The organism is Streptomyces sp. CA-111067 (assembly GCF_050956065.1).
Lineage (GTDB): Bacteria > Actinomycetota > Actinomycetes > Streptomycetales > Streptomycetaceae > Actinacidiphila.
On the sequence record NZ_CP192103.1, the window covers coordinates 5913484 to 5935232 of the forward strand.

Here is a 21749-nt window from a genome sequence, read left to right on the forward strand (position 1 = left end):
ATACCCATGGTGAATATTGCTGAGCTGCTGCGTTTCCGCAGGTCAGGAGGTTTCTGGTGGTCCTTGGGACGGTCCTTGGGGCGGTTCTTCCGGGGCCGCGGACTTGGGCGGACGGCCGCGGCGCGGGATCGGCCGGGCCGCCGCCGGCAGCCGGCCCGCGTCGGCCAGCGCCCGCCGCAGCAGGAACTCGATCTGCGCGTTGGTGCTGCGCAGCTCGCCCGCCGCCCACCCGGCCAGCGCGTCGTGGACGGCCGGGTCGAGCCGCAGCAGCACCTGCTTGCGGCCGGCCCGGCCCGGCCGGGGGGCCGCCGCCGCGGGCTCGGCCGGTTCCGCCGGTTCCGCGGGTTCCGCCGGTTCCGCGGTGGCGGCCGCGTCGGGCTCGTCGGGCTGTTTGGTCACTGGTAGAGCGTGCCCGTGTTGAGCACCGGCTGCGCCGCCCGGTCGCCGCACAGCACGACCAGCAGATTGCTGACCATCGACGCCTTGCGCTCCTCGTCCAGCTCCACGATGCCCTGCTCGGCGATCCGGGTGAGCGCCGCCTCGACCATGCCCACCGCGCCGTCCACGATGATCTGCCGGGCCGAGACGATCGCACCGGCCTGCTGCCGCTGGAGCATCGCCGAGGCGATCTCGGGCGCGTAGGCGAGGTGCGTGAACCGGGACTCGATGATCGTCACGCCGGCCGACTCGACCCGGGCGGTGATCTCGGTGGACAGCTGCTCGGTGATGTCCTCGGCGTTGCCGCGCAGCGAGACCGCCACCCCGTCGTGGGCGTCGTACGGGTACTTGGTCGCGATGTGCCGCACGGCGGTGTCGGTCTGGATCGAGACGAACTCCACGAAGTCGTCCACCTCGAAGACCGCCTGCGCGGTGTCCCTGACCTGCCAGACCACCACCGCGGCGAGCTCGATCGGGTTGCCGTAGGCGTCGTTGACCTTCAGCACCGCGGTCTCGTGGTTGCGCAGCCGGGTGGAGATCTTCCTCCGGCTGGTGAACGGGTTCACCCAGCGCAGCCCGTCCTGCCGGATGGTGCCCTGGTAGCGGCCGAAGAGCTGGCACACCCTGGCCTGGCCGGGCGCGACCTGGGTCAGGCCGAACAGCGTGATGAAGGCGATCGCCACGATCAGCACGCCTACGATGATCAGCGTGGTGGGCAGCGCCCCCGGGTGGTCCTTGGCGCGCACGGCGCCGATCACGATCAGCGCCACCCCGCCGAGCACCACCAGCAGGGCGATCAGCAGGAACGGCAGCCCCGGCATGCCGACCGCGCGCCGCTCGCGCACCCGGGGTGCGGGCATCTCCGGTACTTCGGCGGCGGCTTCCGCGGCCGGGTCGATCGACCGGCCCGGCTCGCTCTGGCTGTCTGGCATGGCGTCCCCGATTCCCTCATTGTGCTCACTGTTAGCTAACAAAAAGCTATCACATTAAATAACGCGATGCAGCCCCGGACCACGGGAGGCCGTCACGTGTTCCGGGGCTGCGCTCTGCGGGCCGGCCCGCCGGTCGTCAGCCGGCCGTGACCGCCGCGGCGATCCGGTCGCCGAGCTGCCGGTCCACGCTGCGCCAGTAGCCGAAGGCGCGCTCCAGGACCGGGGCGCTGACGCCGTCCATCAGGTGGCCGGAGACGTTCCCCACCAGCCGGTCGCGGGCCGCGTCGTCGAGCACCTCGCGCACCAGCGTGCCCGGCTGCCCGAAGTCGTCGTCCTCGCGGTGCAGGGTGTACGCCTCGCGGACCATCTCGCCGGCCGCCCGCCAGCCGGCCAGGTCCCCGTACGCCTCGGGGGACGCGGCCGGGCCGCCGTAGGAGTTCGGCGCGTACGGCGCGCCCACCCGGGCCGGCTCGAACCGCATCGGGCCGTCCTTGGCGTACGAGTGCACCGGCACGTGCGGCCGGTTCGGCGGCAGCTGCTGGTAGTTGGGGCCGATCCGGTAGCGGTGCGTGTCGGGGTACGAGAACAGCCGGCCGAGCAGCATCTTGTCCGGCGACGGGCCGATGCCCGGCACCATGCTGGACGGCTCGAACGCCGCCTGCTCGATGTGGACGAAGAAGTCCTCCGGGTTCTGGTCCAGCGTCATCCGGCCGACCTCGATCAGCGGGTAGTCGCCGTGCGGCCACACCTTCGTCAGGTCGAACGGGTTGAAGCGGTAGTCCGCCGCGTCCTCGAACGGCATCACCTGCACCGACAGCGTCCACGACGGGTGCTCGCCGCGGTCGATGTGCTCCCACAGGTCCTGCCGGTGCGCGTCGGCGTTCTGGCCGGCCAGCTCGTCGGCGTCGGCCTGGGTGAGGAAGTCCACGCCCTGGTCGGTCCTGAAGTGGTACTTCACCCAGAACTTCGTCCCGGCGCCGTTGATCCACATGTACGTGTGCGAGCCGAAGCCGTCCATGTGCCGGTAGGACTTCGGGATGCCCCGGTCGCCCATCAGCCAGGTGACCTGGTGCGCGGACTCGGGCGACAGCGTCCAGAAGTCCCACTGCATGTCGTTGTCGCGCAGGCCGTTGTCGGGGCGGCGCTTCTGGCTGCGGATGAAGTCCTGGAACTTGATGGTGTCCCGGACGAAGAAGACCGGGGTGTTGTTGCCGACCAGGTCGTAGTTGCCCTGCTCGGTGTAGAACTTCAGCGCGAAGCCGCGCGGGTCACGCCAGGTGTCCGGGCTGCCCTGCTCGCCGGCCACGGTGGAGAACCGAGCCAGCATCTGGGTGCGGCGCCCCGGCTGGAAGAGGTGCGCCTTGGTGAACTGGCTGACGTCGTTGGTCACCTCGAAGTGCCCGTACGCGCCGCTGCCCTTGGCGTGCACCACCCGCTCCGGGATCCGCTCCCGGTTGAACTGCGCCATCTTCTCGATCGCGTAGTGGTCGTGCAGCAGAATCGGCCCGTCGGGGCCGATGGTGAGCGAGTGCTCGTCGCTCTCCACCGGGATTCCGGCGTTGTTCGTGGTGGCAGGTACGTTCGGCGTACTCATCGGGTCCGTGCTCCCGTCCGGGCGTGGGTGCTGGGTCGCTTGGCGCCTACCCACCGTCGCACCCCCGAGTCCCCCCGGCATTTCGACCGCGCCCCGGCCGGGCCCCGCCCCGCCCGGCCGCGCCGCTGAAAAGCGCGGGGCGGCCGGGAGCCCCCGGCTAGAGGGGGAGTTCGAACCAGACGACCTTGCCCGCGCCCAAGCGGGTGGCGCCCCACCGCTGGGCCAACCGGTTGACGAGGTAGAGGCCGCGCCCGCCCTCCTCCTCCGGCGCCGCGTGCCGCATCCGCGGCAGCAGCGGGGCGTCGTCGCCCACCTCGCAGCGCAGCACGTCGGTGCGCAGCAGCCGCAGCGTCACCGGCCGCTCGGCGTACCGCACCGCGTTGGTGACGATCTCGCTGACCAGCAGCTCCGCCGCCTCCAGCTGGTCGTCCAGGTCCCAGCGCCGCAGCGCCTGCCGCACCAGCCGGCGGGCCCGGCCGGCGGTCTGCGCCTCGGGGTCCAGGAACCAGTACGCCACGTCGCTGGGCGCGATCCCGTCGAACCGGGCCGCGAGCAGCGCGATGTCGTCGTCCCGGTCGCCGGGGCCGAGGATCTCCAGCACCTCGTCGCACAGCGGTTCCAGCGGCGGCGGCGAGACCACCGTGGCCGCGTCGTGCAGCCGCTCCCGCAGCAGCTCGATGCCGCCCCACACGTCCCGGCTGCGGGACTCCACCAGGCCGTCGGTGTACAGCAGCAGCGTCGCCCCGGCCGGCGCGGGCAGCTCGACCGCCTCGAACGGCACCCCGCCGACGCCGATCGGCGCGCCCGGCGGCACCCGCAGCACCTCGGCGAGCCCGTCGGCGTGCAGCAGCACCGGCGGCGGGTGGCCCGCGTTGGCCACCACCAGCCGGTGCGCGATCGGGTCGTAGACGGCGTAGACGCAGGTCGCCATCCGGTCCTGGCCGAGCCGCTGGGCCTGCTCGTCCAGGTGGTAGAGCACCTCCTGCGGCGCCAGGTCCAGCCCGGCCAGCGTCTGCACGGTGGTACGCAGTTGGCCCATGATCGCCGCGGACGTCATGGAGTGCCCCATCACGTCGCCGACCACCAGCGCCACCCGGCTGCCGGGCAGCGGGATCGCGTCGTACCAGTCGCCGCCGACCCGGGCGGACTCCGCTGCCGGAAGGTATCTGCTGGCGAGCTGCACGCCGGTGGGCTGCGGCAGCGAGTCGGGCAGCATCTCGCGCTGGAGGGCGTCGGCGATGTACGCCTCGCGCCCGTAGAGCACCGCCTTGTCCACGCCGAGCGCGGTGTGGGTGGCCAGCTGGGCGGCCACCAGCAGGTCGTCGGCCTCCCACGGCGGCCGGTCGTCGCGCCGCAGCAGCACCGCCGCGCCGATCACCCGGCGGCGGCCGCGCAGCGGCGCGAGCAGCGCCCGGCGGCCGGTCGGCAGGCCCGCCGGCTCGTCGGGACGGCCCAGCAGCTCGGCCAGCGCGTCCGCGGCCCGCGGCGACTCCGCGAACACCGGCCGCACCCCGCGCAGCACCTCCGCGAGCGGCCCGTCCAGCAGCACCCCGATCGAGTCGGTGCCGCTGCCGTACGACGTCTCCAGCGCGGGCAGCAGCGGCGCCGCGCCCACCGGGGCGTCGTCCGGCGGGTCGGCCGGGCCGTCCAGGCCGCCGTCGGCGCGGCGCAGCCGCAGCCGCAGCGGGCCCGACGGGCGCTCGTCGCCGACCGGCAGCGGGTCGCGCAGGTAGACCAGGATCGCGTCGGCGAAGGCCGGCACCGCCGACCGGCACAGGCCGAGCAGGATCTCGTCCAGGTCCAGGCCGCGGGCGATCCGCCGGGTGGCGGCACCCACGTAGCGCAGCCGGTCCGCCTCGGGGCCGGTCTGCGCGGGCATCGGGATCCGCATGCCCACCGAGTCGTCGTCCCCCGGGTGCCCGGCCGCGTCGAACGCCGGACCGCGCGGCGGGGTGGCCGGCGGCAGCGGGGTGCTCGGCGCGCTGACGAAGGTGGCGCTCGGCACCCAGCCGCTGCCGTGCGCCGGGAGCGGCGGCAGCGGCGGCTCGCCGGAGCGCCGCACCGGGCCGGCCGGCTCGCCGCGCTCGGGCGGGCGCGGCCGGGCGGACGGCGGTGGGGCGGACGGCGGGGCGGCGGGCGGCGCCGGGGGCGGCCGGTGGCCGGGCTCGGCGCCGCCGTCCTGGTCGTCCTGGTGCCCGCGCGGGGCGCTCCGCGGTGCCTTCGGCGTCTCGGTCTGGTGTTCAGTCACGTCTTCCGTCGGCTTCTCCGGCAGGCCAGGGCCGCCGCGCGGGTCGGGAGGGGGCGCGGCGGGTCGCCTGGGTGGGCGGGGCGGGTCCGTGGTCACGCGAGTCGTTCCATCCGTCTGTGCGCCACGCGCTGGCCGCGGCGGGGCTCGGGCCTGGTCCGTACGGTGGTGCGGTCGTACGGTGGTGCGGTCGTACGGTCAGGCAAGTCATACGGGTCACGCAAGTCATACGGCACTGGCGGGTCACACGTCATACGGTCGGGCGAGCGTCAGGCATCGAAGCGGTCAGGTCTCGGAGCCGTCAGGTCTCGGAGCGGTCAGGTCTCGGAGCGGTCAGGGAGCTGCGGTCGGCGGTCAGCGGGAGCCGGCCGGGCCGACGGCGCCGGCGGTCGTGCCGGGCAGGCAGATCGTACGGGCCCGGTCCGGCCGGGCCCGGCCGGCGGTGCCGCCGGGCGGATCGGACTCCGCCGTGCGGCCGGGTCTGCCCCGCTGTACCTGTTCGTAGCCGCCGGTTCCCACTGCTCGGGGCCTCCTGAACTGCATCGGATCGTGACGCCGTCGTCCTGGCGTCGGGCATGGCTTGGCATGTGCCGGGGAGCGTGTGCGGCGCGCACCCCGTGATGTGGCGTCAAACTCTAGGCCGCGCCGGGCAATTGTGCAGTGTCCGTCGCACGATCCTACGGTTGCCGCTCGCGCGCGCAACAAGGGGACGGTGGATCATTCCGCGCATCGCGCCCATCTGGTGCCCGGCCCCGTGCTCAGCGCGCCGGACGGTCCCAGTCCGCGGGCAGCTCGGGCACCGGCCAGGCCGGGTCCGGCCGCCAGTCCTCCCAGCCGTCGCGAAACGGCGGCCCCCAGGCCCTGACCACGCCGAGCGCTCGCCGGCCGGCCGCCGTGACCCGGTCGGCGGCCTGCACGGACATCAACCCGTCGGCCTGCGCCTGCGCGAACTCGTCCTCGTCCCGCCAGTGCCAGCTGTGGTCCGGGTAGACGGAGATGTCCAGGAAGTGGTCCTCCGAGTCCACCCCGCCCGACCAGCGGCGCAGCGGCTCCTCCAGGTTCACGTACCAGCTGCGGAACCGCCAGTCGTGGTCCCAGAACAGCCACACCGACCAGGGCTCGCCCGGCCGGGCCAGCTTCAGCACGCCGGTGCCCCACCAGCGGTCCACCACGGTCGTCCGCGGCTTCACATAGCGGCTGGGCAGCGGCTCGCGGTGCACGTCGGTGCCGTCGGCGAGCACCGGCTTCACGCACGCGGTGCCCGGTGCCATCCACACCGCGAGCAGGTCCGCGTCGTCCCGCACCACGGTCACCGGGCGGGCGATGTGCACCTCGTCCGTACCGTTGCCGCGGTAGCGCCAGAGCACCTGGTCACCGGGCGTCCAGTACCGGCGCTGCCGGTGGCTGACGGAGATTTCGGCTTCGGCTGTCATGAAGAGAGCTTACGGATCCCGCGTTACGGGTGAGTCATCCGCAGGACGTCGAGGGCCTGGTCCAGCTCCGTCTCCGACAGCAGGCCGCGCTCGACGTAGCCGGACTCGATGACCACCTCGCGGATCGTCTTGCGCTCCGCCAGCGCCCGCTTGGCGACCTTGGCGGCCTCCTCGTAGCCGATGTACCTGTTCAGCGGGGTGACCACGGAGGGTGACGACTCCGCGTACTCGCGGGCCCGCTCGGCGTGCGCGGTGATCCCGTCGACCGTGCGGTCGGCGAGCAGCCGGGTGACGTTCGCCAGCAGCCGCACCGACTCCAGGATGTTGCGGGCGATCACCGGCAGCATCACGTTCAGCTCGAAGTTGCCGGCAGCGCCGGCCACCGTGATCGCCGTGTCGTTCCCGGTGACCTGGGCGGCCACCATCAGCACGGCCTCCGGGATCACCGGGTTGACCTTGCCCGGCATGATCGACGAGCCGGGCTGGAGGTCGGGCAGGCTGATCTCGGCGAGCCCGGTGCGCGGGCCGGACGACATCCAGCGCAGATCGTTGGCGATCTTCGTCAGGCCGACCGCGATGGTGCGCAGCTGCCCCGAGGTCTCCACGATGCCGTCCCGGGCGCCCTGCGCCTCGAAGTGGTCGCGGGCCTCGGTCAGCGGCAGCCCGGTGGTCCGCGCGACCTCGGCGATCACCGCGGCGGGGAAGCCGGGCGGGGTGTTGATGCCGGTGCCCACGGCGGTGCCGCCGAGCGGCAGCTCGGCCAGCCGCGGCAGCGAGGCGCGCAGCCGCTCCACGCCGTAGCGCACCTGGGCCGCGTAGCCGCCGAACTCCTGGCCGAGGGTGACGGGCGTGGCGTCCATCAGATGGGTGCGGCCGGCCTTGACGACGGTCGCGAACTCGGCCGACTTGGCCTCCAGGGCGGTGGCCAGGTGGTCGAGCGCCGGGATCAGGTCGCCGGTCACCGCGGCGGTCGCGGCGATGTGGATGGAGGAGGGGAAGACGTCGTTGGACGACTGCGAGGCGTTCACATGGTCGTTGGGGTGCACGTCGCGGCCGAGCCGCTCGGTGGCCAGGGTGGCGATCACCTCGTTGGCGTTCATGTTGGACGAGGTGCCCGAGCCGGTCTGGAACACGTCGATCGGGAAGTGCGCGTCCCACTTCCCGGCCGCGACCTCCTCGGCCGCCTCCCGCACGGCCTCGGCGATCTCCTTGTCGAGCACCCCGAGCTCCGCGTTCACCTTCGCGGCAGCCGCCTTGATCCGCCCGAGCGCCTCGATGTGCGCACGGGCGATCGGCTGCCCGGAGATCGGAAAGTTCTCCACCGCCCGCTGCGTCTGCGCCCGCCACTTCGCCTCGGCCGGCACCCGCACCTCGCCCATCGAGTCATGCTCGATCCGGTACTCACTCATACCTCTTACAGTGCCCCGCCAGGCGAACTTTGTTCCCCTTACGCGCCCTGGCGGAGCGGGATGGAGGTGAAGGTGGGGGCGGGGGAGGGGTCCTTGAAGAAGTCGTTGCCCTTGTCGTCCACGACGATGAACGCCGGGAAGTCCTCCACCTCGATCTTCCAGACCGCCTCCATGCCGAGTTCGGCGTACTCCAGGACGTCCACCTGCTTGATGCAGTCCTGGGCCAGCCGGGCGGCCGGGCCGCCGATCGAGCCGAGGTAGAAGCCGCCGTGCTCGGCGCAGGCGTCGGTGACCTGCTGGGAGCGGTTGCCCTTGGCGAGCATCACGTAGGAGCCGCCGGCCGCCTGGAACTGCTGCACGTAGGCGTCCATCCGGCCCGCCGTGGTGGGGCCGAAGGAGCCGGAGGCGTAGCCCTCGGGGGTCTTGGCCGGGCCGGCGTAGTAGACGGCGTGGTCGCGCAGGTACTGCGGCATCTCCTCGCCGGCGTCGAGCCGCTCCTTGATCTTGGCGTGCGCGATGTCGCGGGCGACGACCAGCGGGCCGGACAGCGACAGCCGGGTCTTGACCGGGTAGCGGGTCAGCTCCGCGCGGATCTCGGCCATCGGCCGGTTGAGGTCGATCCGCACCACGTCGTCGTCGGCGGTGAGCTGCTCCTCGGTGGTCTCCGGCAGGAAGCGGGCCGGGTCGGTCTCCAACTGCTCCAGGAAGACGCCCTCGGCGGTGATCTTGGCCAGCGCCTGCCGGTCGGCTGAGCAGGACACGGCGATGGCCACCGGGCAGGAGGCGCCGTGCCGGGGCAGCCGCACCACCCGCACGTCGTGGCAGAAGTACTTGCCGCCGAACTGGGCGCCGATCCCGATCCGCTGGGTCAGCTCGAAGACCTGCTGCTCCAGCTCCTTGTCCCGGAAGCCGTGCCCGGCGGCCGAGCCCTCGGCGGGCAGCTCGTCCAGGTAGTGCGCGGAGGCGTACTTGGCGGTCTTCAGCGCGAACTCCGCGCTGGTGCCGCCGACCACGATCGCCAGGTGGTACGGCGGGCAGGCCGCGGTGCCCAGCGAGCGGATCTTCTCCTCCAGGAACCGCATCATCGCGGTCTCGTTGAGCACCGCCTTGGTCTCCTGGTAAAGGAACGACTTGTTGGCGCTGCCGCCGCCCTTGGCCATGAACAGGAACTTGTACGCGCCGCCGTCGGTCGCGTACAGCTCGATCTGCGCGGGCAGGTTGGAGCCGGTGTTCTTCTCGTCCCACATGGTCAGCGGGGCCATCTGCGAGTAGCGCAGGTTGAGCTTGGTGTACGCGTCGTAGATGCCGTGCGACAGCGCCTCCTCGTCACCGCCCGCGGTCAGTACGTGCTGGCCGCGCTTGCCCATGACGATCGCGGTGCCGGTGTCCTGGCACATCGGCAGCACCCCGGCTGCGGCGATGTTGGCGTTCTTGAGCAGGTCGAGCGCGACGAACTTGTCGTTGGCGCTGGCCTGCGGGTCGTCCAGGATGCGGCGCAGCTGCGCGAGGTGGGCGGGGCGCAGGTAGTGCGAGATGTCGTGCATGGCCTCGGCGGCGAGCAGCCGCAGCGCCTCGGGGTCGACCTGGAGGAACGTGCGGCCGTCGGCCTCGAAGGTGCGGACGCCTTCGGTGGTGAGGCGGCGGTAGGTGGTGGTGTCCTCGCCGAGGGGAAGCAGATCCGTATAACTGAACTCGGGCATAAGGGGTATTCCTCACTCGGCTGCGTCGTCATTGAGCCTTATCAGGGTAGGGCGCACGGGGGAGTGCCCGGCCGCGGGGCCGCTTCCCCTAGGGGAACGTTCCGGGGGCTTCAGGGTGGTCGCGATCTATCGCGTCTGTGTACGGTGGGCGGGTGGACGAATCCCAGCTCCAGAAGCGCACGCAGCAGCCGGCGAGCACGGCCGGTCAGAACACGGCGCCGGCACCGGATCTGCGGGCCTCGGACGCCGACCGGGACCGGATCGCCGACATCCTGCGGGACGCGCTCGCCGAGGGCCGGCTCGACGCGGCCGAGCACTCCGAGCGGATCGACCAGGTCTACGCCGCCAAGACGCTCGGCGAACTGGAGCCGCTGGTAAGGGACTTGCCGGTCGGCCGGGCCGCCGCCCCGGCCCCGGCCGGCGCCCGCCGCAGCTACGACCCGAGCCAGGGCGGCGAGAACCCGAACCTGGTCGCCATCCTCAGCGGCGCGGACCGCAAGGGCCGCTGGCGGGTCGGCAACCGGATCAACGCGGTGGCCATCATGGGCGGCGTCGAGATCGACCTGACCGAGGCCACCTTCACCTCGCCGGAGCTCGTCATCAACTGCACCGCGATCATGGGCGGCATCAGCATCAAGGTGCCGGAGAACGTGACGCTGCGCGGCGGCGGCGTGATCGGGATCATGGGCGGCTCCGACATCAAGGCGTTCGAGTCGCCGGACCCGGGCGCTCCGGTGGTCCGGCTGAACGGGCTGGCCTTCTGGGGCGGCGTCGAGGCGAAGGCCAAGCGCGGCAAGAAGATCAAGGACTGGACGAAGAAGACGCTCGAAGGCTGAACGGCCGGGCGCCGCACCGGGGTCGTCGCGACCGTGTGACGGGTGGTGCGCGTGTGCGCCACGCATAGTGCGTGTTCACGCCACGTCCAGGTCAGCGGCTTGCGGGCGCCCGCCCGGCGGCGAACACGGTGCGCATGAAGTCGCGTACAGCGGGTAGGGGTTCGGGACACGCCGCCGCGCTGCCCGCCGCCGCACGCTGCGCACGGGGAGCAGTCGGTGACGGGCAAGCGTGGCATCCGCCGAGCCTCGTCAGGAGTTACTCGTGCTTCAACCGATCGAGCCCGTGTCGGACACCGTCCCCCCACCGGGCCATCCACGGGATCTGGGCGGCCCGTGGCACTCCGAGGCTGCCTGCCGCAGTGACGAGGCGGGGCTGTTCTTCGCTCCCTCCAAGGAACCCACCGCTGCCCGTCTGTCCCGCGAGGAGGCCGCCAAACGCGTCTGCGCCCGCTGCCCGGTGATGCTCGAATGCCGGGAGCACGCGCTGCTGCAGCCCGAGCCGTACGGCGTGTGGGGCGGCATGACGGCCGCCGAGCGCCGGGTCGTGATGGCCCGCAGGCGCCGCCGCGACATCGAACTCCAGCGCTCCGCGGCCCAGATAGCCGCCGCGGGCTAGGGCCTGTCCGGCGGATCACGAACGGCCCCTTCGGCACCTGGCACGCCCGCCCGCTGCGTTGCCGAAATGCCCGAATAGCTCCGCTATGAGGACATCCCGGCGCCTTGCGCTCGCACGCACCAGGCACCGCCTGGACCGTCCATGATCCGCCGGACAGGCCCGCGTCGCACCTCCCGCCCACCGGCCGCGCACCCGGGAGTCCGGGCCCGGCAGCCGCGGCCGGGGCAGGAGGGCGACGCCGGACCGGGGGGCCGCGCCCCGCCGGTCAGTGCGCCCGGTCGAAGTTGATCGCGCTGTACGCCCGCAGCTTCGACAGCCGGTGCTCAGAGTCGATCTGCCGGATGGTCCCGGACTTGGACCGCATCACCAGTGACGAGGTGGTGGCGGTCTCCCGCCGGTAGCGCACCCCGCGCAGCAGTTCGCCGTCGGTGATGCCGGTCGCCACGAAGAACACGTTGTCCCCGCTGACCAGGTCCTTGGTGTGCAGCACCCGGTCCAGGTCGTGCCCGGCGTCCAGCGCCCGGCGCCGCTCCGCGTCGTCCTTCGGCCACAGCCGGCCCTGGATCGTGCCGCCCAGGCAGGCGATGGCGCAGGCCGTGATGATGCCCTCCGGCGTACCGCCGATGCCGAGCAGCAGGTCGACGCCGGTGCCCTCCCGTACCGCCATGATCGCGCCGGCCACGTCGCCGTCCTGGATGAACTTGATCCGGGCGCCGGTCTCCCGGATCTCCTTCACGATGCCGTCGTGCCGCGGCCGGTCGAGCACCACGACGGTGACGTCCTGCGGCGCGGTGCCCTTGGCCTTGGCCACCCGGCGGATGTTGACCGACGGCGGCGCGGTGATGTCCACGTACTCGGCGGCCTCCGGGCCGGCCACCAGCTTGTCCATGTAGAAGACGGCCGACGGGTCGTACATGGTGCCGCGGTCGGCGACGGCGAGTACGGCGACGGCGTTCGGCATGCCCTTGGCGGTCAGCGTGGTGCCGTCCACCGGGTCCACGGCCACGTCGCACTCCGGGCCGGTGCCGTCGCCGATCCGCTCCCCGTTGAAGAGCATCGGCGCCTCGTCCTTCTCGCCTTCGCCGATCACCACGACGCCGTTCATCGAGACGGTGTGCACCAGCGTGCGCATCGCCTTGACGGCGGCGCCGTCCGCGCCGTTCTTGTCGCCGCGGCCGACCCACCGCCCGGCGGCCATCGCGGCGGCCTCGGTGACCCGGACCAACTCCAGGGCGAGGTTGCGGTCGGGGGCCTCCGGGCTCACTTCGAGCTGGGGCGGCAAGTGCTGTTCGGTCATCACGCGCACCTTTCTGTACGGGGACGGCCGGAATTGAGGGTGCTGCGACCCTATCGGCTCAGCGCGAATATGAGCAGGGGGCGTGACACATGAGCGGGGGCGGGGTGTGGGGCGCGGCTGTGGGCGGCCCCTGGTCCCTTCGCCGGTCGCCGCGGGACCCGGCGGCGGGAGCGCTCGCGGCCTGGGGGACCATAGAGGGGTGGCAGCAGACAAGCGTGGCAACAAGACGTTGATCGACCTGGTGTTGTCGATGGTGGTTCTGGGCGTCGTCGTCGCGGTGATCTTCATCTTCATCCCGCACGGTTCCAAGGCGGACGGCGTCAAGCCGGTCAGCTTCTCGGTCGAGCTCGGGCAGGCGCGCCGGGACGCGCCCTACAAGGTGGCGGGGCCGCAGGGGCTGAGCGCGAAGTGGCGCGCCACCTCGGTCACCTACAACGACACCGACCCGAAGAACGTGACCTGGCACCTCGGCTTCGTCGACCCCGACGACGAGTACGTGGCGGTCGAGCAGAGCAACGCCCCGGCGGCCCCGTTCATCTCCACCGTCACGCTGAAGGCGCACCGCGACGGCACCCGCACGGTCACCGCGGGCGGCCAGGTCTGGGAGCGCTACGCGGGCGACAAGTACAACGCCCTGGTCCGGCAGCAGCCCGGCGTCACGACGGTCGTCCTGTCCACCGGCCCTGACACGTCCATCACGCAGATGGCCGCCGCGCTCCAGGAGCGCGGCGGCAAGTAGGTCACGTCGGGGTCGGCGCTTCGGCTCAGACGGTGGTGACGACCTCGTCGTACGTCAGGCGGGGGTTGCGCGGGGCCCAGGAGTCGGCGCCGGGGCGGCCGATGTTCACCACGGCCAGCACCGAGTGCTCGCCGTCGGCGAAGAACTCCTTCTCGATGCCGTCCGCGTCGAAGCCGGTCATCGGGCCGGCCGCCAGGCCCGCCGCGCGGACGCCGATGATGAAGTAGCCGGCCTGAAGAGCCGCGTTCAGCGCGGCGGACTTCTCCCGGACCGGGCGCTCCGCGAAGATCACGTCCTTGGCCTGCGGGAACACCGGGAACTGGGCCGGCAGCTCCTCGTGGAACTCGTTGTCCGCGGCGAGGATCGCCACCAGCGGGGCGGTGGACGTCTTCGCCTTGTTGCCCTCGGCCATGTGCCGCACCAGCCGCTCGCGGCCCTCCGGGGTCCTGACCAGGACGACCCGCAGCGGCTGCTGGTTGAACGCGGTCGGACCGTACTTCACCAGGTCGTGGATCGCCTGGACCTGCTCGTCGGTCACCGGCTCGCCGGTGAACGTGTTCGCGGTGCGGGCCTCACGGAACAGCAGGTCCTGGGCTGCGGAGTCGAGGGCGAGAGTCATGTGGGGTACCTCTTCGGTCTTCAGGTGCGGCGCGCCGGCTGCCCGGCGCTGGGGACACCCCCGGCGGTGGCCGGGGGGACGAACACCTCACCCAACATGGGTGAATGTTCAACCATTCCCGGACCGCACTGTGACCCCGCTCACCGCTCCACACCGCGCTGACCTGCCGGGACCGTCACCCCGGCGGCGGACCGCCGCCCGCGAGCGTCAGACCTCCTCCGGCGACCCCGGCTCCGCCTCCGCCGCCAGCGCCGCGTCCAGCCGCTGCCGCGCGCCCTCCAGCCAGTGCCGGCAGACCTTCGCCAGGTGCTCGCCGCGCTCCCAGAGCGCGAGCGACTCCTCCAGGGTGGCGCCGCCGGTCTCCAGCCGGCGCACGACGTCGATCAGCTCGTCACGGGCCTGCTCGTAGCCCAGCGGGTCGGTCGGCTCATCGGGCTCACCCGGGTCTCCGGGCTCACCCGGGTCTCCGGGCTCACCCGGGTCCCCGGGCGCATCGGGCGTGCCGGACTCAGCCGCGTCCGCCCGTTCCCGCTCCCCGTCTCGTTCCCGCTTCGCGGCCCGCCGCCCGGTGGATTCCTGATCTGCCATGCGCCCACCCTAGGTGCGCGGTGCGACAGGCCCGGTCACCCGCACCGCGAACTCGCCCTCCGCCACCCGGGCCCGCAGCGGGTCGTCCGGCGCGACGTCCCCGGGTGAGCGGACGACCGCGCCGTCGTCCCGCTGCAGCACCGCGTACCCGCGGCGCAGCGTCGCCGCCGGCGACAGCGACACCACCCGGGCCAGCGTGTGGTCCAGGTCCGCGTCCGCCCGCTCCAGCAGGTGCCGCAGGGTGCGGCGGGCCCGGTCGGTGCGGTCGGCGATCTCTGCCGCCCGCTCTTCGATCATCCGGTACGGGGCCGCCATCGACGGCCGGCTGAGTGCCGCGGCCAGTCCCCGTTCCTCCCGGTCGAGCAGCCCGCGCAGCACCCGGAGCGCCCGGTCGCGCACCTGCTGAACCCGGGCCAGCTCCTCCCGCACGTCCGGCACGATCCGCTTGGCCGCGTCGGTCGGGGTGGACGCCCGCAGGTCGGCGACCAGGTCGAGCAGCGGCGAGTCCGGCTCGTGGCCGATCGCCGAGACGACCGGGGTGCGGCAGGCGGCCACCGCGCGTACCAGCTGCTCGTCGGAGAACGGCAGCAGGTCCTCCACGCTGCCGCCGCCGCGGGCCACCACGATCACGTCGACCCCGGGATGCGCGTCCAGCTCCCGTACCGCCTCGATCACCCGCGGCACCGCGCTCGCGCCCTGCACGGGCACGTTGCGCACCTCGAACCGGACGGCCGGCCAGCGCAGCCGCGCGTTCTCCCGTACGTCCCGCTCGGCGGCCGACGCGCGGCCGGTGACCAGGCCGATGAGCTGCGGCAGGAACGGTATCGGCCGCTTCCGGTCCAGCGCGAAGAGCCCCTCGGCGGCCAGCGATTTCTTCAACTGCTCCAGCCGGACGAGCAGTTCGCCGACGCCCACCGGCCGGATCTCCACCGCGCGCAGCGACAGCTGCCCGCGCGGCCCGTACCACTCGGGCTTGGCGTGCAGCACCACCCGCGCGCCCTCGCCGACCACGTCGGCGACCTGCTCGAACACGGCGCGGAAGCACGTCACGGTCAGCGACACGTCATGCGAGGGGTCGCGCAGCGTCAGGAACACCACCCCGGCGCCGGGCCGCCGGGACAACTGGGTGATCTGCCCCTCCACCCACACCGCGCCCAGCCGGTCGATCCAGCCGCCGATCAGCCGGGACACCTCGCCGACCGGGATCGGCGCTTCCGCCGAGGTGTTCAGAGCCATACCGCCGACCCTAGCGCGGACCGCCGACAGCCCCGGGCAGCCCGCCGGCACGCAACGGGCGGCCCACCGGCACCTGACGGACGGACCCCAGGCAACCAACCGGCGGCGCCGACAAGCGCCGCACTACAGTCGTATAAGCTACGGGGCCCATATCAAATCCCGGGGGAAACACCATGAACAAGCGCATAGTGACCGCCGCCGTCGGCCTGACCACCGCCGGCCTGCTGGCCGGCTGCGGAGGCGGTGGCGGTGGCGGCGACGACAAGCCCGCCGCGTCCTCGTCCGCCACCAGCGCGAAGCCGACGCAGAAGGCCGCCGCCCCGATCATCTCGCTCGCCGCGGCGACCGCCCTCCTGAACACCTACGAGACCGTCAACAACGCCGCCAACAAGACCCAGGACGCCGCCAAGCTCGGCACCGTCGAGGCGGGCGCGCTGTTCCAGGAGAGCTCCGCGCAGTACAAGCAGTTCCCCCGGACCACCGCCGAGGAGCGGGCCGAATACGTGAAGCCGTTCACGTACACCGACCGGCACTTCTACATCCCCACCAGCGGCTCGTGGTTCATGGTCAGCGCCGCGCTGACCGGCGACGCCTTCGACAAGGGCTTCCGCCAGCTGATCGTGTTCGCCAAGCAGGCCGACGGCCACTGGAAGATGGTCCTGGTCAACAACCACCTGGGCCCGCTGCCGGCCCTCGCCAAGGGACCGGACGGCGCCCCCGTCGTCGTCGCCCCGGACGCGACCGTGGGCGGCACCAAGCTGTCCGGGCTCGACACCGCCGCCAACGACCTGCTGGTCTCCGGCGGCAAGAAGGCCGGCGCGGCGCTGGCGGACAACGCGGTCCGGCGCGCGGCCGTCAAGCAGAACGCCACCAGGAACGACGACTGGGGCAAGTACAAGGGCTGCCTGCGCACCGACTACGAGGACGCCGGCGCCAAGTGGGACAAGAGCTACATGACGTACCCCGACAGGTACGCGCTCAAGACCGCAGACGGCGGCGCGCTGGTGGCCACCACCTCTTACTACGTGATGCTCGACTTCTCCACCCGCCCCGACCAGTGCAGCGTGGTGCCCGAGGGCGCGACGACGGCCTATCTGCACGGCGACCAGCCGGGCATCCGCAGCCGCTACGCCGGCCTCGACCTGTTCTCGGTGACCGGCGCCGGCAAGGCCGCGCTGCTCGGAGGGGACGCACAACTGATCGGGGCCAGCTCATAACCGGCCGCCGCGGACGCCGCCGTACGATGGACGGCATGACCAACGAAGCCAGCCGCCGTGTCCTGCTCGCCGCCCCCCGCGGGTACTGCGCGGGCGTGGACCGGGCCGTCATCACCGTGGAGAAGGCGCTGGAGCAGTACGGCGCCCCCATCTATGTGCGCAAGCAGATCGTGCACAACAAGTACGTCGTGCAGACGCTGGAGAAGAAGGGCGCGATCTTCGTCGACGAGACCGACGAGGTGCCGGAGAACGCCATCGTGATCTTCTCCGCGCACGGCGTCGCGCCGGTCGTCCACGAGGAGGCCGCGCAGCGCAGCCTGGCCTCGATCGACGCGACCTGCCCGCTGGTCACCAAGGTCCACAAGGAAGCCGTCCGCTACTCGAACGAGGACTACGACATCCTGCTGATCGGCCACGACGGCCACGAGGAGGTCGTCGGCACGATGGGCGAGGCCCCCGAGCGGATGCACCTCGTGGACGGCCCGGCCGACGCCGCCAACGTCCAGGTGCGCGACGAGTCCAAGGTCGTCTGGCTGTCCCAGACCACGCTGTCGGTGGACGAGACGATGGAGACCGTCGACGCCCTCAAGGAGCGGTTCCCGCAGCTGCTGTCGCCGCCGAGCGACGACATCTGCTACGCCACCCAGAACCGGCAGGTCGCCGTCAAGCAGCTGGCCGGCGAGTCCGACCTGGTCATCGTGGTCGGCTCCCGCAACTCCTCCAACTCCATCCGGCTGGTCGAGGTCGCCCTCCAGGCCGGCGCCGGCGCCTCGCACCTGGTGGACTTCGCCGACGAGTGCGAGGACGGCTGGCTGGACGGGGTGCGCACGGTCGGCGTCACCTCCGGCGCGTCCGTCCCGGAGATCCTGGTCGAGGGCGTGCTCGACTGGCTCGCCGCGCGCGGCTTCGGCGATGTGGAGGTGGTGCGCTCCGCCCAGGAGTCCATCCAGTTCTCGCTGCCCAAGGAACTGCGCCGGGATCTGCGTGCCGAGGCCGCAGCCGGGGAATCGGCCAAGAGGTGAGCTTTTCTCGGCAGCTCTAATCTGGGGGCCATGAATATGTTCGGTGTGGACATCGGCGGGACCGGTATCAAGGGCGCTCCGGTCGATCTGGACCAGGGCGCCCTGGCAGAAGAGCGGCACAAGATCCTCACCCCGCACCCGGCGACGCCGGAGGCCGTGATCGACGGGGTGCACGAGGTGGTCGGCCACTTCGGCTGGACGGGCCCGATCGGCGTGACCTTCCCCGGCGTGGTGGTGGACGGCATCACCCGCACGGCGGCCAACGTGGACGCGGGGTGGGTCGGCTTCGACGCGCGCACCCAGCTCAGCGAGCGGCTCGGCGCGCCGGTGGTCGTGCTCAACGACGCGGACGCCGCCGGGGTCGCCGAGATCACCTTCGGGGCCGGCCGCGGCCGTGGCGGAACGATCATCCTGCTGACGCTGGGCACCGGCATCGGCAGCGCGCTGTTCGTGGACGGCCGGCTGGTGCCGAACACCGAGCTCGGCCATCTGGAGCTGCACGGCCACGACGCGGAGAAGCGCGCCTCGGTCAAGGCGCGCGAGGACGAGGACCTGAGCTGGGAGCACTGGGCGCACCGGCTGCGCAAGTACCTCGCGCATGTGGAGATGCTGTTCTCGCCCGACCTGTTCGTGCTGGGCGGCGGGATCAGCCGCAAGGCGGACAAGTTCGTGCCGCTGCTGGACGGGATCAGCGCGGAGATCGTTCCCGCTGAGCTGCAGAACAACGCGGGGATCGTCGGCGCCGCGATGGCAGCCGCAAAGCTCTGACGGCCACGATCAGCGCGGCCAGTACGGTGCCGGCGTAGAGCCAGCCGGTCATCGTGGCCAGCCCGGTGAACATGCCGAGCAGCTCGCCGGCCAGCCCGCCGCCGCCGTCGTCCGAGGTCAGGGCGATGGCGACGGCGAAGGCGATCGGGGCCGCCACCGGGGCGGCCACCAGGTCGTACGGCCGTACGTAGAGGGCGGCGGCGGCGCTGACGGCGACGAAGACCAGCCCGAAGAAGAGGCCGGGCCCGTCGAAGAGGAACGCGTCCACGGCGCCGGCCAGGACGGTCACCACGGTGGTGAGCAGGCCGGTGCCGAGGCCGGTCAGGCGGGGGCGGGGCCATTGGGTGCGGCGCAGTCTGCGGATCAGGGCGGCGGGGCGGGTGCCGGCCGGGGATCCCGGACGGGGGTCGGCCGCGGGTTTGGGGCCGACCTTGGGGCCGGCCGCGGGCCGCGCGGCAGGCCGGTAGACCCCCGCCGCGGCCTCGCCGCCGGGGGCCGGGGCGGGGGACGCACCCGGGCCTGATCGCGCACTGTGTTGCTCCACACACCCAAAGTAGCCACACTAACCGGGTGATCGGCCGACAGGACACGCACTTTCCGTCGGTTGGCGGTGTGCGCGGGGGTGAGGGCGGCGGCGCGAGGTTGACGAGCCGGGGTGGGGCGGGCCGTGCGGGGCAGCCGGGCCGGGGTGGGGGAGGGCGGCCGACGTCCCCGTAGACTGGGTCACCCCTACCTCTCGCTCACGGGAAGTCGCCACGTGTCGCTCTCCATCGGAATCGTCGGCCTGCCCAATGTCGGCAAGTCGACGCTCTTCAACGCCCTGACCAAGAACGACGTCCTGGCGGCCAACTACCCGTTCGCCACCATCGAGCCCAACGTCGGCGTCGTGGGCGTCCCCGACCCGCGGCTGGACACCCTGGCGGGGATCTTCTCCTCGGCCCGCGTGCTGCCGGCCACCGTGGACTTCGTGGACATCGCCGGCATCGTGCGCGGCGCGAGCGAGGGCGAGGGCCTGGGCAACAAGTTCCTCGCCAACATCCGCGAGTCCGACGCGATCTGCCAGGTCATCCGGGCCTTCAAGGACGAGAACGTGGTCCACGTGGACGGCAAGGTCTCGCCCAAGGACGACATCGAGACCATCAACACCGAACTGATCCTGGCCGACCTCCAGTCGGTGGAGAAGGCGATCCCCCGGCTCACCAAGGAGGCCCGCCTCCAGAAGGAGAAGGCCGCGGTGCTGGCCGCCACCGAGGCGGCCCAGACGATCCTGGCCGCCGGCGACACCCTCTTCTCGCACGGCATCACCAAGGACACCGAGCAGGGCACCCTCCTGCACGAGCTGCACCTGCTCACCGTCAAGCCCTTCCTCTACGTCTTCAACGTCGACGAGGACGAGCTGACCGACGAGTCCTTCAAGGACGAGCAGCGCGCCCTGGTCGCCCCCGCCGAGGCCATCTTCCTGAACGCCAAACTCGAGTCCGACCTGGCCGAGCTGGACGACGCCGAGGCCCTCGAACTCCTCCAGTCCGTAGGCCAGCAGGAACCCGGCCTGGCCACCCTGGCCCGCGTGGGCTTCGAAACCCTCGGCCTCCAGACCTACCTGACCGCCGGCCCCAAGGAATCCCGCGCCTGGACCATCAAACGCGGCGCCACGGCCCCCGAGGCAGCCGGCGTGATCCACACGGACTTCCAAAAAGGCTTCATCAAGGCCGAGGTGATCTCCTTCGCCGACCTGGTCACCACCGGCTCCGTCCCCGAAGCCCGCGCCAAGGGCAAAGCCCGCATGGAGGGCAAGGACTACGTGATGCAGGACGGCGACGTGGTGGAGTTCCGCTTCAACGTGTAGCGGGTGCTCCTGGCCTAGGTGGCGCCACTTCGCAAATTTGGCGGCGACCGCCCCGTGGTTGATCAGTGGTTGAGCAATTGTCCCGTGCTTGCTCCCGCGCTGGTGACAGCCGGGCCTGCACGGGCCGATCGCCAAGCTCGTCGATGGTCAGACAGTGCGGATGACGGGGGCAGGTTTGACGTCCTGGGCGTCGATGAGGGTGCGGATGTCATTGGGGTCTGACGTCCAGATGATGGCGCCGAGGCTGGCTGCCATGGTCACGACGGTGGCGTCGACGATGTCGGAGGTGCCGGCCTTGCCGCAGAGAATCCCCGCGGTTTTGGCGGTTTCGAGGCCGACGGGCACGACGTGGCACCCGGCGAGGAACCTGCCGAGCCGCACCTGGCGGCGGGAGTCCCGCCATGCCTGGCTGACGACGACGGACGGGACGTGGATGTCCCTGCCGTCGTCCAGTGCCAGGCTGTGGCGTGCCCACATGCGCCGGTCGTCGTTGTCGATCGCGATCAGTACGCCGGCGTCGTACAGATAAGGAATGTTCACGCGGCTGAGGCTCCCGGGCTGCTGAGGTACTCGGCGTCGGCGCCGGCCAGGTCCGCGCGCGCGGCGGCGAGTTCTTCCGGGGTGAAGGAGCCGTGTTCTGCCTGCCACTCCTGGATGACCGCCCGGCCGGCCCGCAGGCGCAGCTCGCGTTCGGCTGCTCCGGCGACGAGGCGGGAGAGCGGAATGCCTTCTTCCTCGGCGGCTCCGGCCAGGGCTTCCACCAGAGATTCGTCGAGGGTGATAGTCACCTTCTTGGTAGCCATACATCAACCATACTCCAGTATGGTTCCATGTCGGTGTGTTGGATCCCGGCCGACGAGACCGCAGGACCCGGCCTGCGACCGCCTGACCCACGGCGGAGCGGTCAGGCGCGACCGGAGGTCGGCACCGAATCCGCAACCGTAGTGATGGCAACGGCCCCCGGTGTGCCCGGTGCCCGCCGAGGGTCTTCGTTCTCACCGCCTCATAGGGCGACAGCACACCGGCCGTCTCCGACCGAGGCCCGCCCGCGGGCTTGCCACCAGCAACTACACGGCCAGGTCCGGCCCGGTACGTTCCGCTTCAACGTGTAGCCGGAAGTGGTGCGTGGGGCGCAGGGGGGATACCGGCCCCTTCGAACGGTTCAGGCCATGGGTTTACCGAAGGCGGGGTTGTTCGGGCGGGGTCGTAATACG

21 protein-coding genes and 1 pseudogene are annotated in these 21749 nt (G+C 72.0%); 7 read left to right on the forward strand and 15 right to left on the reverse strand.

Annotated features, from left to right (window positions below; translation table 11 throughout):
- Positions 1–42: 42 nt before the first annotated feature.
- The 8 genes from ACQPW6_RS26160 to ACQPW6_RS26195 all read right to left on the reverse strand — a co-directional run bounded on the left by ACQPW6_RS26160 (position 43) and on the right by ACQPW6_RS26195 (position 9751).
- The gene (locus ACQPW6_RS26160) at positions 43–273 is read right to left on the reverse strand and encodes a hypothetical protein (RefSeq protein WP_433894666.1); all 231 of its coding nucleotides are present in this window, start codon (positions 271–273) and stop codon (positions 43–45) included.
- Between the two features lie 122 nt (positions 274–395).
- Positions 396–1370, reverse strand: coding sequence for an SPFH domain-containing protein (locus ACQPW6_RS26165; protein ID WP_433892118.1), 975 nt, complete (start codon positions 1368–1370; stop codon positions 396–398).
- Between the two features lie 136 nt (positions 1371–1506).
- The gene (locus ACQPW6_RS26170; RefSeq protein WP_433892119.1) at positions 1507–2964 is read right to left on the reverse strand and encodes a catalase; all 1458 of its coding nucleotides are present in this window, start codon (positions 2962–2964) and stop codon (positions 1507–1509) included.
- A 157-nt stretch (positions 2965–3121) separates the two neighbouring features.
- Positions 3122–5308 (reverse strand): ATP-binding SpoIIE family protein phosphatase, encoded by a 2187-nt coding sequence (locus ACQPW6_RS26175; RefSeq protein WP_433892120.1) that lies wholly within the window; start codon positions 5306–5308, stop codon positions 3122–3124.
- Positions 5309–5563: 255 nt separating this feature from the next.
- On the reverse strand, positions 5564–5728 hold the full coding sequence (locus tag ACQPW6_RS26180; RefSeq protein WP_433892121.1) for a hypothetical protein: 165 nt from the start codon (positions 5726–5728) through the stop codon (positions 5564–5566).
- Between the two features lie 239 nt (positions 5729–5967).
- Positions 5968–6642 carry a cytidylyl-2-hydroxypropylphosphonate hydrolase gene (fomD, locus tag ACQPW6_RS26185; protein ID WP_433892122.1) on the reverse strand — a complete coding sequence of 225 codons (675 nt, stop codon included), beginning with the start codon at positions 6640–6642 and terminating at the stop codon, positions 5968–5970.
- Positions 6643–6665: 23 nt separating this feature from the next.
- A complete protein-coding gene (locus tag ACQPW6_RS26190) occupies positions 6666–8051 on the reverse strand; it encodes a class II fumarate hydratase (RefSeq protein ID WP_433892123.1) in 1386 nt (461 codons plus the stop codon).
- 38 nt (positions 8052–8089) lie between these two features.
- Entirely contained in the window at positions 8090–9751 is a 1662-nt protein-coding gene (locus ACQPW6_RS26195) for a fumarate hydratase (RefSeq protein ID WP_433892124.1), read from the reverse strand.
- 152 nt (positions 9752–9903) lie between these two features.
- Between ACQPW6_RS26195 and ACQPW6_RS26200 the strand changes: the two genes are divergently transcribed.
- A complete protein-coding gene (locus tag ACQPW6_RS26200; RefSeq protein WP_433892125.1) occupies positions 9904–10587 on the forward strand; it encodes a DUF1707 SHOCT-like domain-containing protein in 684 nt (227 codons plus the stop codon).
- A 262-nt stretch (positions 10588–10849) separates the two neighbouring features.
- Positions 10850–11203, forward strand: a complete 354-nt coding sequence (locus tag ACQPW6_RS26205) for a WhiB family transcriptional regulator (protein ID WP_433892126.1) — start codon at positions 10850–10852, stop codon at positions 11201–11203.
- A gap of 265 nt (positions 11204–11468) precedes the next feature.
- Here ACQPW6_RS26205 and glpX read toward each other — a convergent pair whose 3' ends face one another.
- Entirely contained in the window at positions 11469–12500 is a 1032-nt protein-coding gene (gene glpX, locus ACQPW6_RS26210; RefSeq protein ID WP_433892127.1) for a class II fructose-bisphosphatase, read from the reverse strand.
- A gap of 199 nt (positions 12501–12699) precedes the next feature.
- Here glpX and ACQPW6_RS26215 point away from each other — a divergent pair, with 199 nt between their 5' ends.
- The gene (locus ACQPW6_RS26215; RefSeq protein WP_433892128.1) at positions 12700–13239 is read left to right on the forward strand and encodes a DUF4245 domain-containing protein; all 540 of its coding nucleotides are present in this window, start codon (positions 12700–12702) and stop codon (positions 13237–13239) included.
- 25 nt (positions 13240–13264) lie between these two features.
- Here ACQPW6_RS26215 and ACQPW6_RS26220 read toward each other — a convergent pair whose 3' ends face one another.
- From ACQPW6_RS26220 to xseA, 3 genes and pseudogenes are all read right to left on the reverse strand, one after another.
- On the reverse strand, positions 13265–13858 hold the full coding sequence (locus ACQPW6_RS26220; RefSeq protein WP_433892129.1) for a malonic semialdehyde reductase: 594 nt from the start codon (positions 13856–13858) through the stop codon (positions 13265–13267).
- 207 nt (positions 13859–14065) lie between these two features.
- Positions 14066–14278, reverse strand: a pseudogene (locus ACQPW6_RS26225) (exodeoxyribonuclease VII small subunit); the annotation flags it as partial.
- A 177-nt stretch (positions 14279–14455) separates the two neighbouring features.
- Entirely contained in the window at positions 14456–15682 is a 1227-nt protein-coding gene (gene xseA, locus ACQPW6_RS26230; protein WP_433892130.1) for an exodeoxyribonuclease VII large subunit, read from the reverse strand.
- 173 nt (positions 15683–15855) lie between these two features.
- Here xseA and ACQPW6_RS26235 point away from each other — a divergent pair, with 173 nt between their 5' ends.
- The 3 genes from ACQPW6_RS26235 to ppgK are packed head-to-tail and all read left to right on the forward strand — an operon-like array spanning position 15856 to position 18689.
- The gene (locus ACQPW6_RS26235; protein WP_433892131.1) at positions 15856–16899 is read left to right on the forward strand and encodes a hypothetical protein; all 1044 of its coding nucleotides are present in this window, start codon (positions 15856–15858) and stop codon (positions 16897–16899) included.
- 35 nt (positions 16900–16934) lie between these two features.
- Entirely contained in the window at positions 16935–17921 is a 987-nt protein-coding gene (locus tag ACQPW6_RS26240; protein WP_433892132.1) for a 4-hydroxy-3-methylbut-2-enyl diphosphate reductase, read from the forward strand.
- A gap of 30 nt (positions 17922–17951) precedes the next feature.
- Positions 17952–18689 (forward strand): polyphosphate--glucose phosphotransferase, encoded by a 738-nt coding sequence (gene ppgK / locus ACQPW6_RS26245; protein ID WP_433892133.1) that lies wholly within the window; start codon positions 17952–17954, stop codon positions 18687–18689.
- Here ppgK and ACQPW6_RS26250 read toward each other — a convergent pair.
- Positions 18610–19233 (reverse strand): DUF6542 domain-containing protein, encoded by a 624-nt coding sequence (locus tag ACQPW6_RS26250; RefSeq protein ID WP_433892134.1) that lies wholly within the window; start codon positions 19231–19233, stop codon positions 18610–18612. The two genes, ppgK and ACQPW6_RS26250, sit on opposite strands and share 80 nt — an antisense overlap.
- A 213-nt stretch (positions 19234–19446) precedes the next feature.
- Here ACQPW6_RS26250 and ychF point away from each other — a divergent pair, with 213 nt between their 5' ends.
- Complete coding sequence (ychF, locus tag ACQPW6_RS26255) at positions 19447–20535, forward strand: redox-regulated ATPase YchF (protein WP_433892135.1); 1089 nt, start codon at positions 19447–19449, stop codon at positions 20533–20535.
- A gap of 147 nt (positions 20536–20682) precedes the next feature.
- On the opposite strand, the gene ACQPW6_RS26260 is transcribed toward ychF, so the two are convergent.
- A complete protein-coding gene (locus ACQPW6_RS26260; protein ID WP_433892136.1) occupies positions 20683–21075 on the reverse strand; it encodes a type II toxin-antitoxin system VapC family toxin in 393 nt (130 codons plus the stop codon).
- Complete coding sequence (locus ACQPW6_RS26265) at positions 21072–21338, reverse strand: hypothetical protein (protein WP_386429784.1); 267 nt, start codon at positions 21336–21338, stop codon at positions 21072–21074. Before ACQPW6_RS26265 ends, ACQPW6_RS26260 begins: the two co-directional genes overlap by 4 nt.
- Between the last annotated feature and the right edge of the window lie 411 nt (positions 21339–21749).